Origin of the sequence: Kitasatospora sp. NPDC056731 (genome assembly GCF_040687675.1) — a bacterium.
Classification (GTDB): Bacteria; Actinomycetota; Actinomycetes; order Streptomycetales; family Streptomycetaceae; genus Kitasatospora.
This window is the reverse complement of sequence record NZ_JBFBNR010000002.1, coordinates 181,447-194,019: the sequence shown is the minus strand read 5'-3', so window position 1 is coordinate 194,019 and position 12,573 is coordinate 181,447. Positions and strand designations below refer to the sequence as shown.

The 12,573-nt window shown below is 72.6% G+C and carries 12 protein-coding genes and 2 pseudogenes; 2 read left to right on the top strand and 12 right to left on the bottom strand.

Annotated elements, in window-relative coordinates:
* Positions 1 to 236: 236 nt before the first annotated feature.
* Positions 237 to 809: a hypothetical protein gene (locus AB0R04_RS03190; RefSeq protein ID WP_363367673.1), complete on the bottom strand. Its 573-nt coding sequence runs from the start codon at positions 807 to 809 to the stop codon at positions 237 to 239.
* Positions 810 to 1,133: 324 nt separating this feature from the next.
* Positions 1,134 to 2,216, bottom strand: a pseudogene (locus AB0R04_RS03185) (M4 family metallopeptidase); the annotation flags it as partial.
* Positions 2,217 to 2,548: 332 nt separating this feature from the next.
* Here AB0R04_RS03185 and AB0R04_RS03180 point away from each other — a divergent pair.
* Positions 2,549 to 3,076 carry a GNAT family protein gene (locus AB0R04_RS03180; RefSeq protein WP_363367671.1) on the top strand — a complete coding sequence of 176 codons (528 nt, stop codon included), beginning with the start codon at positions 2,549 to 2,551 and terminating at the stop codon, positions 3,074 to 3,076.
* Between the two features lie 38 nt (positions 3,077 to 3,114).
* Here the strand turns inward: AB0R04_RS03180 and AB0R04_RS03175 are convergent, their stop codons facing one another.
* The 6 genes from AB0R04_RS03175 to stsA all read right to left on the bottom strand — a co-directional run bounded on the left by AB0R04_RS03175 (position 3,115) and on the right by stsA (position 7,708).
* Positions 3,115 to 3,990, bottom strand: coding sequence for an ABC transporter permease (locus AB0R04_RS03175; protein WP_363367669.1), 876 nt, complete (start codon positions 3,988 to 3,990; stop codon positions 3,115 to 3,117).
* Positions 3,971 to 4,921 (bottom strand): ABC transporter ATP-binding protein, encoded by a 951-nt coding sequence (locus AB0R04_RS03170; protein WP_363367667.1) that lies wholly within the window; start codon positions 4,919 to 4,921, stop codon positions 3,971 to 3,973. The genes AB0R04_RS03175 and AB0R04_RS03170 overlap by 20 nt, the downstream gene beginning before the upstream one ends.
* Positions 4,918 to 5,763, bottom strand: a complete 846-nt coding sequence (locus tag AB0R04_RS03165; protein WP_363367665.1) for a S24/S26 family peptidase — start codon at positions 5,761 to 5,763, stop codon at positions 4,918 to 4,920. Before AB0R04_RS03165 ends, AB0R04_RS03170 begins: the two co-directional genes overlap by 4 nt.
* Complete coding sequence (locus AB0R04_RS03160; protein ID WP_363367663.1) at positions 5,756 to 6,049, bottom strand: PqqD family protein; 294 nt, start codon at positions 6,047 to 6,049, stop codon at positions 5,756 to 5,758. Before AB0R04_RS03160 ends, AB0R04_RS03165 begins: the two co-directional genes overlap by 8 nt.
* Positions 6,037 to 7,482 carry a StsB family radical SAM/SPASM domain sactipeptide maturase gene (stsB, locus tag AB0R04_RS03155; RefSeq protein WP_363367661.1) on the bottom strand — a complete coding sequence of 482 codons (1,446 nt, stop codon included), beginning with the start codon at positions 7,480 to 7,482 and terminating at the stop codon, positions 6,037 to 6,039. Before stsB ends, AB0R04_RS03160 begins: the two co-directional genes overlap by 13 nt.
* Positions 7,483 to 7,573: 91 nt before the next feature.
* Complete coding sequence (stsA, locus tag AB0R04_RS03150) at positions 7,574 to 7,708, bottom strand: StsA family sactipeptide RiPP (RefSeq protein WP_279634967.1); 135 nt, start codon at positions 7,706 to 7,708, stop codon at positions 7,574 to 7,576.
* 138 nt (positions 7,709 to 7,846) lie between these two features.
* Here stsA and AB0R04_RS03145 point away from each other — a divergent pair.
* A pseudogene (locus AB0R04_RS03145) lies at positions 7,847 to 8,695 on the top strand (helix-turn-helix domain-containing protein); the annotation flags it as partial.
* A gap of 96 nt (positions 8,696 to 8,791) precedes the next feature.
* Here AB0R04_RS03145 and AB0R04_RS03140 read toward each other — a convergent pair.
* The 4 genes from AB0R04_RS03140 to AB0R04_RS03125 are packed head-to-tail and all read right to left on the bottom strand — an operon-like array spanning position 8,792 to position 12,568.
* Positions 8,792 to 9,604 (bottom strand): TIGR03619 family F420-dependent LLM class oxidoreductase, encoded by an 813-nt coding sequence (locus tag AB0R04_RS03140; RefSeq protein WP_363367658.1) that lies wholly within the window; start codon positions 9,602 to 9,604, stop codon positions 8,792 to 8,794.
* A complete protein-coding gene (locus AB0R04_RS03135; protein ID WP_363367656.1) occupies positions 9,601 to 10,959 on the bottom strand; it encodes a class I adenylate-forming enzyme family protein in 1,359 nt (452 codons plus the stop codon). The genes AB0R04_RS03140 and AB0R04_RS03135 overlap by 4 nt, the downstream gene beginning before the upstream one ends.
* Positions 10,956 to 11,474, bottom strand: a complete 519-nt coding sequence (locus tag AB0R04_RS03130) for a polyketide synthase (RefSeq protein WP_363367655.1) — start codon at positions 11,472 to 11,474, stop codon at positions 10,956 to 10,958. The genes AB0R04_RS03135 and AB0R04_RS03130 overlap by 4 nt, the downstream gene beginning before the upstream one ends.
* The gene (locus tag AB0R04_RS03125; RefSeq protein WP_363367653.1) at positions 11,471 to 12,568 is read right to left on the bottom strand and encodes a beta-ketoacyl synthase N-terminal-like domain-containing protein; all 1,098 of its coding nucleotides are present in this window, start codon (positions 12,566 to 12,568) and stop codon (positions 11,471 to 11,473) included. Before AB0R04_RS03125 ends, AB0R04_RS03130 begins: the two co-directional genes overlap by 4 nt.
* Between the last annotated feature and the right edge of the window lie 5 nt (positions 12,569 to 12,573).

Genomic DNA, 12,573 nt, shown 5'->3' with positions numbered 1-12,573 from the left:
AGCCTGTCAGCGCCCCCACCGAGGGAGCGTCACTCCGAATGAGGACCCGTCCATCCTTCAACAGGCTTACGAAATCTGCACCTTGGGACACCAAAGAGGTACGTGAGGGGTCCTCCGGCGGTCGCATCCGGTGATGCACCCGCACGCTCGGTGGAGTTGTGGCCGGGGGGAGCCTCCGGTCTGGTGGCTCCCGCCGGCGTTCGGCACAAGGTCCCGCTCTTCGGCCGGTCAGCCGGTCAGCCGGCGCTGACGACCGTGCCGCAGATGACCGTTCCGTTGAGCGTGATCGTCTGACCGAGGTCGTAGGTGGCGGCCACCTCCGTGTCCGTCAGCGTGACCGTCCAACCATCGCCGGTCTTGGTCGCCTTGACGCCGGTCGCGTTGTTCTTCACGTAGCCGCCGACGTGGGCGGCGGTGCTCACCGGCATCATCCAGCCGGTGCCCGACTGGACGCCGCCGACGTTCGGGCCGCCGGCGTTCTGGTCCGACGGCGCCTGGAAGGACGTCAGCTCACCGTTGATGACGGTGCAGGTGCTGTCGGTGGCCTTGATGGAGCCGGACTCCACGCCGCTGAAGGTCACGTCGGCGCTGCCCTTGCCGGCCTTCGCCGGCGGGCCGGTGGGGGCGCCCGCCGCCGGGGGCGCTGCCGCGTCAGCCGGCGCCGCACCCGCGGACGTCGAGACCGCGGCCCCCGGTGCGGTGGCGCTCTTGGCCGGGCTCGACGATCCGCATCCGGCGAGGGATATCAGCGTCGCGCCGGCTATGAGCCCGATGACGGCACGTCGTCGGTGGAGTTCGGTCCGTGACATGTTCTCGCCCCTGAATCTCGCGTGTGAGTATTTGACGATCACCGTGCAGAGTGCGGTCGGCGGCTGTCCGTCACGGGACGGAGGCCGGATGCCGGGCCGGTGTTCTGCGCTGTGATCTCCATGCCCGGCACCATAGCCTGACGGTCTGACAAAAAAGTGTTCGCACTCGGATTGGTATACACCGGTCCGCCTGGCGGCAAAACGGCCGCCCCTGACCCGCCACGCGGGAAACCGGATTCCTCCCCGGGCTGAAGGCCGGGACATCCTTCGGCATCCAGGTGAAGCGCCCCACGGGCGGAGGCAGGGGTCGCCCGGCCGGTGGGGTCAGCTGTCGACGTTCACCGCGGACCAGGTGGAGGCGACGGTAGTGGAGGCGGTGCTGTCGGGGCCGAAGAGGTCGGCGGCGGCCTGGAGGGTGGCGGCGCGGGCACCGGAGTAGTCGGTGGTGGAGGTCATGTAGGTGGTCAGCGCGCGGTACCAGATCCGCTCGGCGTCCACCCGGCCGATTCCGGTGACGGCCCGGCCGTCGACGGTGGGGCTGTCGTAGTCGTAGCCGTTGATCGTCTTGGGGCCGCTGCCCTCGGCCAGCAGGTAGAAGAAGTGGTTGGCGGGGCCCGAGGAGTAGTGGACGCCGAGGTCGGCGATGCCGTCGTACCAGTAGTCCGGGGAGTGGCCGTCCCTGGAGGGCCGGTCCAGGTAGCGCAGCGGGGTTCCCTTGCCGTCGAGGTCGAGGTGCTTTCCCATCAGGTAGCCGGGGACGTCCTTCGGGTTGTCGGCGTGGAAGGAGACCCCGGTGCCGAAGATGTCGCTGGTGGCTTCGTTGAGGCCACCGGACTCCCCCGTGTACTCCAGGCCCGCGGTGGCGGAGGTGAGTCCGTGGATCATCTCGTGGGCGGCCACGTCCAGTTCGGTCAGGGGCCTGGCGTTGCCGGGCCCGTCACCGTAGGTCATGCAGGAGCACTTGTCGCTCCAGAAGGCGTTCGTGTAGTTGGAGCCGGCGTGGACCCGGCTGTAGGTGCCGACGCCGTCACCGCGGATGCCGGTGCGTCCGTGGACGTCCCGGAGGTAGTCCCAGGTCTGGGCGGCACCGTAGTGGGCGTCGACGCCGGCGGTCTCGTCGTTGCTCTGGTCGCCGTTGCCCCACCGGTCGTCCTGGTCGGTGAACAGGTCTCCTCGGCCCTTCGCCGCGTGGTGCATGTCGTAGGTCCGGTGGCCGCCGCGCGCGGTGTCGTTCATCTCGTACCCGAGCAGGGTGTGCGTGGTGCCCAGGGGCACCGTGCCGTTGTACTGGCCCTGGCCGATGCCGGTGTGCACGGCCTCGTAGGCGTACAGCTGCCCGCCCGAGACCGCGTCGGTCACGACGTGCCGCTCGCTCGGGGTGCCGTCGTCCTGCGTTCCCTCCAGCACCCGAGCATGCTTCCTCCGTCATGCCATTCGATCGGTGGCATCCGGCGCAGTTCCCCGCCAGTCTCGGCCACTCTCGCCCGACCGACAGGCAAGGAAACACCACCCGCGGCCATAAGGCCCGAAAGGCTGATGGCGATAACTCATCAGCTCAGCCGATCTATGCGACCTGGCCGGCTCTGCCTCCCTGAGACGGTTTCGAGGGACGGACCCGACGTACGGAGCGAAACTCCTAGCGTGCTTCGTAGATGCGTTTGTGGTCGCGGAGTGCGGCCAGGCGGAAGGGTTCGCATAGGCTGCCGTCTCATCCGGCCCACCGTGACAAGGACCAGCCCATGCGCAGCCGTACCGGTATCCGTCTGATCGAGACCGCCGACGCCGCCCCGATAGCCGCGCATCGGGTGCGGGACGTCGAGGCCTTCCGGCCGTGGGAACCGGCCCAGCCGGCCGAGTTCTTCACCCCGGAGGGCCAGGCGGAGCGGATCGACGGGCTGTTGGCCGGATACCGGGCCGGCACGGTCTGGCCGGGCGTCGTGCTCGCCGACGACCAGGTGATCGGGCAGATCACCGTCTCGGGCATCCTGCCGCAGCCGCACCTGCGCCGCGGCTCCGTCGGATACTGGATCGCCAGTGTCGCCCAGAATCAGGGGCACGCCGGGCGTGCCGTCGAACTCGCGCTCCGGGTGATGACGGACGAACTCGGGCTGCACCGCGCCGAGGCGTCCACCAGCCTGGAGAATGTGGCATCGCACCGGGTGCTGCGCCGCCACGGCTTCAGCCCGTACGGTGTCGCGCACTCCTCGATCCTTCTCGACGGGAGCTGGCGGGACGGGCTGCTGTGGGAACGGATCCTCGGCGACTGAACGCACCTCCCCTCCGGCAACGGACGCCGGACGATCCGTCACAGCTTCGCGGCGCGCACCAGCAGCGAGCGGGCGGTCAGCGCACTGGTGACGGCGGCGATGCCGGCCAGGAGCAGCATCTGCGGCCAGGCCGCGTCGAAGCCCAGCAGGGCGGAGTCCCGTAGGCAGCGGACCACGTAGGTGACCGGATCCGCCCAGGACAGCAGGCGCAGCACCGGGGCCATCTGCTCGACCGGGTAGAAGGACGGGGCGGCGAAGAGCAGGACCGGGGCCAGGACGTTGACCGTCACCGTGAAGCGCTGGAAGTCGGTGAACAGCGTGGCCAGCAGCAGGTAGAGGCCGTTGCAGGCGAAGGAGGCCAGCACCGTCGAGGCGATCAGGGCGGTCCAGTGCCCCGCCGGCCAGCGGAAGTCGAAGACGGCGAGCGCGATGGCGAGCGCCAGCAGGGTCTGCGCCAGGACGAGCCCTGCGCCGGCGGCCAGCTTGCCCAGCACGTAGCTGCTGCGCCGTAGCGGGTACGACCAGAGTTCGAGTTCCATCTGACCGAGCCGTTCCTGGAACAGCGACGTGCCCGCCGCGGTGGCCGCCGCCAGCATGGAGGAGAGCATCAGCGCGGGCACGGTGAACTCGGCGTAGCCGACCGCGCGTCCGTGGTAGCGGACGTCGCCCACCAGGTGGGAGAGCGAGGTCGCGAACAGCAGCAGGTAGACCGCGCTCGGGGTGATGGCCAGCAGGAGGTTGGTCCGGTTGCGGGTGAGCAGGCAGTACTCGCGGTACAGGGTGGCGACGGCGTCCTGCCTCCACCGTCCGCGCCGGGCGATGGACGGGGCGGGCGCGGTGCCGTCGGTCTCGGCGGAGTCAGCGGTACCGGCGGAGTCAGCGGTGCCGGAGGAGTCAGCGGTCGCAGTGGTCACGGTGGTTCTCCACGAGGTCGATGAACGCGTCCTCCAGCGACGGCGGGAGGTACTCCACGGACGCCGTGTCCGGGCCGTCGGAGCGCAGGCGGGTGAGAAGGGCGGGCAGCCGGGTGCTCACATCGCGGCCGGACAACTGCACCAGTCCGTCCGTGACGACGGCCTGCAGCCCGGCCGAGCGGGCCAGGTCGGCGAGCGCCTCGGGCTGCGTCGCGTCGGTCGGCCGGACGCGTGCGGCCTGTGGGCCGAAGCGCTCGGCGAGTTCGCGCGGGGTGCCGTCCTGGAGGAGCCGGCCCCGGTCGACGATCAGCACCCGGCCGCAGTTGCGTTCCAGTTCCTCGACGTAGTGGCTGGTCCACAGCATGGTGGTGCCGTACTGGTTGCGCAGGTCCCGCAGCAGCTCCCACATCCTTCGGCGGCCGCTCACATCCATGCCGGCGGAGGGCTCGTCGAGCAGCAGCAGCCGGGGGCGGCCGAGCAGCGCCCGGACGATCTGGAGGCGGCGCCGCTCGCCGCCGGAGAGGGTGAACACCAGTTGGCCGGTGGCCGCGCCGAGACCGAACGTGTCCAACAACTCGTCGACCGTCGGCCGGACTTCGTGCCAGCGCAGGTCCTTGAAGGCAGCGGCGATGCGCAGGTTGTCCAGGAGGGACAGCATCATGTCGAAGGGCGCCGACTGGTGGACGACGCCGAGGCGGTGCTTCACCTCGCTGCCCGCCGTCGGCTCCTCGTCGAACACGGTGACCCGGCCCGTGGTGGGCGCGGCCACGCCGCAGATCAGCTTGGTGAGCGTGGTCTTCCCCGCGCCGTTCGGCCCGAGCAGTCCGACGACGGCGCCGTCGGCGAGGTCGAAGGAGATACCGTCGACGGCGTTACGGGTCATGCCGGTGTAGCGCTTGACCAGGTTCTCGACGTGCAGCGGGGTTGTCATCCGCGCCACCCCGCGAGGTCCGGCCGGCCCGGGGCCTGGGCCGGCCGGACGGGGAGGGCGCCCCGGACGGCTTCGACGCGTGCGCGGACGAACTCGGCGGTGTCGGCCAGTCGCGGCGGTTCCAACAGGGTGCCGTGGCCGACGTGGAAGTCCGCCGTCCCGGGCCGCAGCGGCGGCCGTCCGCCCCAGCCCTCCGAAGGCCCGGTCGCCCGATCGCCCGAGGGGCCGGTCGTCCGGTCGCCCGAGGGGCAGCCGGTGGCCCGGCCGAGCAGGATGTCGACGTCGCGCCGGCCGGCGGCGGCGAGCAGTTGGTCGAGGGCGGTCCCCGGGAGCGCGCCGTACGGGGAGACGCTGATCACCAGTCGGGCGTCGCCTCTCGACAGGCCGGGCGTGTCGCCACGGCGCATCGTCGGATGCCACCACGCGTAGGCCGGGGCCGGGCCGGGGAGCCAGATCCGGGTCCGGCCCGCCCCCCGGTCGGGGTGGGCGGCGAGCCGTGCCAGGTCCAGGCCGGGGAGCGGGACCGGCCGGCGGTACCCGGGCACCGCCCCGAGGTACGCCCCGGGCCCGACCGCCGGGTCGACCAGCGGGAGGTTGTCCCCCCGGGTGAGCAGCCGGGTGCCCGCCCGGTCGACCACGCGGTGCACGATCACCTTTCGGTCGACCAGGACGACCGCCACGTCTCCCGGTTCCACCTCGTCGAAGGGCCGGGCCTGGACCGTGATCACGGTCCCGGGTTCGATCGTGGGCAGCATGCTTCGCCCGGTGGTCTTCAGCCGTGCCTTCCCCACGGCGGCCAGGGCGCTGCGCAGCAGTCGGACCTCCGACGGTTCCTCAGACACGGGCGTCACCCGGGTCCGCCGCCATCAGCAGGTCCTGTGCCAGCAGCCGTTCCACGAACTCCTGGACGTCCTTGGCGATCAGTGCCCGCTGCGCGGGGCTCTCCGCGCCGTGGCGCCGGGCGAGTTCGGCGATCACGTCCGGGACGGACCGGTTCTCGGCCAGTTCCAGCCAGATCTCGGCGGCGGTGTGGTTGAGGGTGCGGAACTCCCCGCTGCGGGCCGAGTAGAGCCGCACCTCGTTCAGGGACGGGGTCCAGACCACTTCGGAGTCGATCAGGTAGTGCATCGGCGGTCCTCTCGGTCGGCGAGCGGCAGCAGGCGGCGCTCGGGGGTCTTCCAGTCCTCGTACGCCGGGTGGAGGGAGTCGTCCCGGACGAGCAACGGGCGGAACAGCTCGTCCCGTCCGGCCTTGAGCCGGGCCCCCGGGACGCCGTTCGCGCTCCACAGGCTGGCGATCATCGACTGGCGCAGGATGCGGCAGAGGTGGCGGCCGTTGCGGTGCACGTCGCCGGTCTCGGCCAGGTGGTAGGCCCGGCAGCCGCCGCCGCAGGCACCGCGGATGTAGCAGCGGCGGCAGTCCTGGAGGTTCTCCCCGGTGAAGACGTTGTTGGTCCGCAGGTCGGCGAGGACCGGGGCGGCGAAGATCTCCGCCAGCGGCTGTCGGCGGACGTTGCCCGCGATGTGGACCTGCTCGGTGACGAGCTTGCAGGGGTAGACCGTGCCGAGCGAGTTGACGTAGACCTCGTTGCCGCCCATGCCGCAGTTGCCCTTCACCGAACAGGGTTTGCTCGCCTTCGGGCCCTCCGGCAGGAGCTTGCCGGCCAGCGGGTGGGTCCAGCAGAAGTCCAGCACCTTCTGGTAGTCCGCCCAGCCGTAGTCGAAGCCGTCGGTCGCACCGCGGCCCAGGTCGGTGTGGTTCATCATCCGGACCCGGGAGATGTCGAGGTCGGCGACGAACTCGGCCAGCCGGTCGAGGACGTCGACGTTCTCGGGGGTCACCACGTGGTTGATGACCGGGGTGACGCCCGCCTGGTTCAGCAGGCGCAGGCCCTGGGCCGTCCGGGCGAAGGTGCCCTTGCCGCGGGTCCGTTCGTGCGTCTCGACGGTGCCGCCGTCCAGGCTGACCGTGACCTGGTTGAAGATCTCGGCCATCCGCTGCGCGGTTTCGAGCCGCCGGATGGTGGTGCCGTTGGTGATGATGTTGGCGGCGAGCCCGCGTTCCCGGGCGTGCCCGGCGACGGTGAACAGGTCCTTGCGGAGCATGGGTTCACCGCCGGTGAAGACGATGACCCGGGCCCCCAGGTCGGCGGCCTGGTCGACGAGGTCGAGCGACTCGGCGGTGTCGAGCTCGCCGGGCAGGGCCTTCTCCGACGAGGCGTAGCAGTAGGGGCAGCGCAGGTTGCAGCCGTCCGTGATCGCGTAGTAGACCATCGACAACTGCGGTTCCGGGGCCCGGACCACGGGGCGCCGGCCGGGCAGGTAGACCAGCCAGTTCAGGACCGCCTTCGCCAGCGCCCGCTCGACGGTGCCCGCGTCCGTGGGCAGCGTGCCCCTCGGGCGGCCCGGGGCGGCGAGCGCCCGGAGCACGTCGGCTTCCAGGGCGGTCATCAGGCACCAGGCCGCCAGCTCCGGATTGGTGACCAGACGGTCCCCGCCGTTCGTGAAGTAGACCAGGTCGTCGGGAACCACCAGGTCGTCCCAGAGTTCGAGCAGTTTCATTCTCCACCTCGGCCGTCAGGGGTGGGTGCCCGGCCCGGAGGCCGGGCACCGACCGGCTACGTGATGAGCGGTGCCGATCTCGGCAGGGCCGTCACTCGGCCGCGGGGTCCTCGATCCCGTGGCCGCTGCCGGCGCCGGAGAAGGCGCCGCAGCTGCAGGAACAGCTCATGCCGGCCTCGAACTCGTCGGACCTCATCTCCGGCTTGACCCAGGCGCTCTCAGTCATGGTTCGTGATCCCTTCCGTTGGCGGGACCCGCCCTGGCGGTGCGGGTGGAATGAGCATGACGCTCAGTCAGTGCGCCTGGGGAGGGCAAGACTTGCCCTGGGTCCGGCCGTTGCCGTGTGCAGGAGGCGTGAAGGAACATGGCCGGTTGGTGTCTGTGCGACGGCACGGGGATCGCGCACGATGCATGCGTGGACACCAAGGCCGCGATACGCGAGTTCCTCGTCTCCCGTCGCACGCGACTACACCCCCAGGACGTCGGCGTACCCCCCTGGCAAGGCGTCCGCCGGGTCGAGGGCCTGCGCCGGGAGGAGGTCGCCGCGCTGGCGAACGTCAGCGTCGACCAGTACGTCCGCCTGGAGCGCGGCCAGGCCTCCCGGGTCTCGGACGCCGTCATCGACGCGGTCGCCGCCGCGCTGCGCCTGACCGCCAACGAGCACCGCTACCTCCGCACGCTCGCCCGCCCGGCCGCGCCACCCCGGCAGGCGGCCGGTCGCCGGGGCCCGGTGCGCCCCAGCGTCCAGCTCTTCCTCGACTCGATGCGCTGCACCCCCGCCTACCTGGTCGGCCACTGCGGCGCCATCCTCGCCTGGAACCCCCTCGCCGCCCGCACCTTCCTCGACTTCGCCGACGTCCCCGAAGCCCGGCGCACGCTCGGCCTGCTCGTCTTCACCGACCCCAGGGCGCGCGACATCTACGTGGACTGGCCGACCAAGGCCCGCGAGACGGTCGCCTACCTGCGCACCGAGGCCGCCGCGCGCCCGCACGACCCGGAGTTCGCCCGGCAGATCGCCCGACTCCGCCAGGAGAGCCCCGAGTTCGCGGACCTGTGGGATCGGCACTCGATCATGGAACTCACCCACGACATCACGCGCCTGCGCACCCGCGCCGGAACGGTCGAGCTGTCCTGGGACGCCTTCCAGATGGCCGACGACGCCCACGAGTTCATCGTCGTCTACACCCCGGCCACCCCCGCCGCGGCAGACACCCTCGCCCGCCTGGAGGCCGAGCCGGTCGACGGCGGCGACATCTCGGCAAGCCTGCGAGCCGGTGAGGAAGGCGAAAGGGGCGTGCCGGCCGGCGTGCTACCCGGTCAGCGCCGCGTGCAGTGGGGCCAGCAGGGAGAGGTCGTCGGTGGTGACGGTGAGGTGGGTGGCGCCGGCGGTCCGCCAGGCGTCGGCGAGGGAGCGCCAGGTGTCCGGCCGGCCGGGGGCGGGGCGCAGGCGGGCCTCGATGCCGAAGGCGCTCCAGTCGCGGCCGGCTTCGGTCACCGCCGTCCGCAGTTCGGCGATGAGTGCGGCACCGCGGTTGACCCGGTCGGCGAGCAGGCCGGACATGGTGAAGCCGTCGGCGAGGGTGGCGATCCGGCGCAGTGAGCCGGGTCTTCCTCCGGTGCGCAGGGTGCCGCCGCCCATCCAGAGGGGTACGGGACGCGGCCGGGGGGTGAGGGTGACGCCGGAGAACGCGACGTGCTCGCCGGCGAAGTCCGCGTCCGGCCGCGTCCACAGCAGACGCAGCGCATGGACCTGTTCCTCGAACAGTGCCGCACGGGTGCCCGGGGCGACGCCGAGGGCGGCGGACTCGGCGGGGTCGGATCCGATGGCGACGCCCAGCCGCAGTCGGTCGCCGCTGAGGTGGGCCAGTTGCGCGGTCTGCTTGGCGGCGAGCACCACCGGGCGGTGCGGCAGGATCGTCATCGCGGTCGCCAGCTCGATCCGGGTGGTGACGGCTGCCAGGAACGCCACCAGCGTCAGGCTCTCGTAGGCGGGAACACCGGACACCAGGTGTTCGGGGACGGACAGGTGGTCGTACCCGAGGTTCTCCGCGGTCACCGCGAACGCGCGGAGTCCGGCGGGTGAGAGGGCCGTCGGGACGGTCCAGCCGAGGCGGAGGGTCATTTGCGGAAGGCCTCCGGGTCGGCGGTGGAGACGAACACCGCGCGCGGGCGTTCGGCGGGCAGCAGCTGGGAGTTGAGGAGGTGGCGCAGTGCCTTCTCGCCGCCGGGGAGGGTGCCGGTGACGGACAGGTGGACGTGGAGGACTTGCGTGCCGTCCTCGTCCACCACCTCGGGCACGCAGTGCACGACCCCCGGGATGGCGTGCGCGGCCTGCCGGACGGTGTTCAGCGAGACCTTCTCGCCGCGCAGGACCACGAAGTCCGACAGTCGTCCGTGGAAGGTCAGATAGCCGTCGTCGATCGAGAAGGCGTCCCCGGTGGCGATGGTCCGCGGCCCCAGCAGGACTCTGCCGCTGTGCTGCCCGACCCGGCGCAGCAGTACGGTGCCGGATTCGACCAGCAGTTCGCCCACGTCGCCCTGCACCCCGCGCAGTGACGCGCGCACTCCCGGCAGCGGGCGGCCGACGGAGCCGTACCGGTGCGCGGGCTCGGCGTGCGCGGCCAGGGTCGACACGCGTGGTCCGGCCTCGGTGAGCCCGTAGGTCAGGTACAGCTCCGCGGCGGGCCGCGCGGCCAGCAGGCGGGCCACCTCCGCGGGTGCGAGCCGGTCCCCGCCGACCGCCAGTGCCCGCAGGCCACGTGGCACGAGCCCGGGGTCGGCCAGCAGTTGGCGGGCGATCGTCGGGGTCACCGCCGAGTGGGTGACCCCGCGCGCGGTGACCGCGTCGCGGTAGGCGGCCGGCGAGAACGGCGGCCCGTCGAGCACCAGTCGCGCCTTGGTCACGTACGCGGCGAGCGCCTGCGCCACGAGGGCGTAGGAGTAGTACAGCGGCAGGTTCACCAGCAGGGTGTCGGCCGAGGTGATGCCCGTGGCCCCGGCGTGCAGGCGGGCGTTGTGCAGGAGCGAGGCCACCCGGTGCACGCACGCGCTGAACATCCCGGAGGTGCCGGAGGTGGACAGCAGGATCTCGCCCGGCCGGTACGGGGTGGTGGGGTGCCCGGTCGGCACGGCGAGCGCGCCGCCCACCGGCAGTTGCGGCCCCGCGCCGGCCAGCCGGGTGGTCACCACGACGCCGGCCCCGACGTGCCCGGCGAGCGCGCGCACCCGCTGCCACGGCGTGCTCGGCGGCACGGCCAGCGGCACCAGGCCCAGCAGCAGCGACGAGAGCAGCACGCGCAGCAGTTCGACTCCGTTGGTGAGGCAGAGCACGACCGCGTCGCCCGGTGCCAGGCCCAGCCCGGCCAGGTCCGCCAGCACGTCGTCCACCCCGGCCGGGGCGCCGCCGCCCGTACTGGCCGGGGTTGCCTCGACCCGGGTCAGGAAGTCGGCCACCTCGGACCGGGTGAGGCTGTTCACCGGTCTTCCCGGGCGCCGGTCAGGACCAGGCAGCGACACAACTGCCCTTCTCCCGCGGCGGGTTGCAGGCCGACCAGGAGCGCGTACCGGGCGTGGCCGTCCGCGAGCCAGCCGCCGATCACCGTGAACGCGACGGGGGTGGCCCGGTCGGGGTGCGCCGCCAGCAGCAGGGACGGCCCGCGCAACTCGTGGCGCAGGGCGGGCAGCCCGGCCAGCACGCCCGGGTTCGCTCCGGCGAAGCGCAGCGGCGACACCCGGGACTTCGGCACCGAGGCGGCGATGCGGCGCATCGTCCGTTCGCTCCCGGTCGCGCTCATGACCAGGATCCCGGTGTCGGCGGCGTCGTCGAGCACGGGTTCGGCGCAGTCCGCCAGTGCCCGGTCCACGGTCTCGGCGACCAGCCAGGCCGCCGGGTCGGCGTAGAAGGACGGTTTGTTCACCGTGTACTCGTCCGGGTCGTCGGCGACCACCGTCGCCGAACCCAGCACCCGTATGCCCGTCGGCACGTGTGTCACGCCCTCACCCCTTCGAACAGCAGGCACGTGTTGAACCCGCCGAACCCCAGCGTCAGGCTCAGTCCGGCGCCGGGGCCGACGGGTTGCGCCGATCCCGCGGCCAGCCGCAGCGGGGCCGCCGGATCGCGCAGCCCGAGGACCGGTGGGACTCGTCGGTGGCGCAGTGCCAGGACCGTCGCCACGGCCTCGACGGCCCCGGTCGCGCCCAGGCTGTGCCCGAACGCCCCCTTGGTGGCGAACACCAACGGGCCGTCGGCCCCGAACAGTTCCAGCAGGCTGCGCGCCTCGACCTCGTCGTTGAGCGGTGTGCCGGTCCCGTGGGCGTTGACCACCGCGATGTCCGCGGGTGCCAGGCCCGCGGAGGCCAGGCAGCGTTCGACGGCGCGCAGCACGGCGCGCCCGGACGGGTCCGGTGCGGTGAGCCCGGCGGCGTCGTTGGCCGCGCCGGCCCCGCGCAGCCGGGCGTGCACCCGGGCGCCGCGCTCCCGGGCGGAGTCGGGGTGCTCGACCACCACGAAGGCCGCGCCCTCGCCGAGCAGCATCCCGTCGCGCGCCCGGTCGAAGGCCCGCAGTCCGGTGGGGCTCATCGTGCCCAGCGCGGAGTGCCCGAGCCGCTTGGCCTCGGTGACCACGTCCACCCCGCCCGCCACGCAGACCCGCCGCTCGCCCGAGCGCACCAGGGCGTGCGCGACGGCGATCGCGTCCGATCCGGCGGAACAGGCGGTCATGACGCAGACCGGGGTGCCCGGGTGCCCGATGCCCGCCGCCGCGTCGTCGGCCCACGCGTGCAGCGTCGGCTCCGCCTCGTCCAGGCAGGCGCCGAAGCTGGTGCCCAGGACCAGGCCGACCTCGGGGTCGGTGGTGGACAGACCGGCGTCCGCGAACGCCGCGGACAGCGTCCGCCCGGCGAGCGCGCGCTGGCGCTCGCCCGCCCCGGTCCCGTACGGCACCGACGCGATGACGGCGGCGGCGGTGTTGCGCAAGGGGTGCGGCGAGTGGACGGGTGCCAGCGCCGAATCGCCCGCGCACAACCGTTCCCACACCGCCTCCTGGTCCCGGCCCAGCGGAGTGTCCCAGGCCAGTCCGGTGATCACCGGGG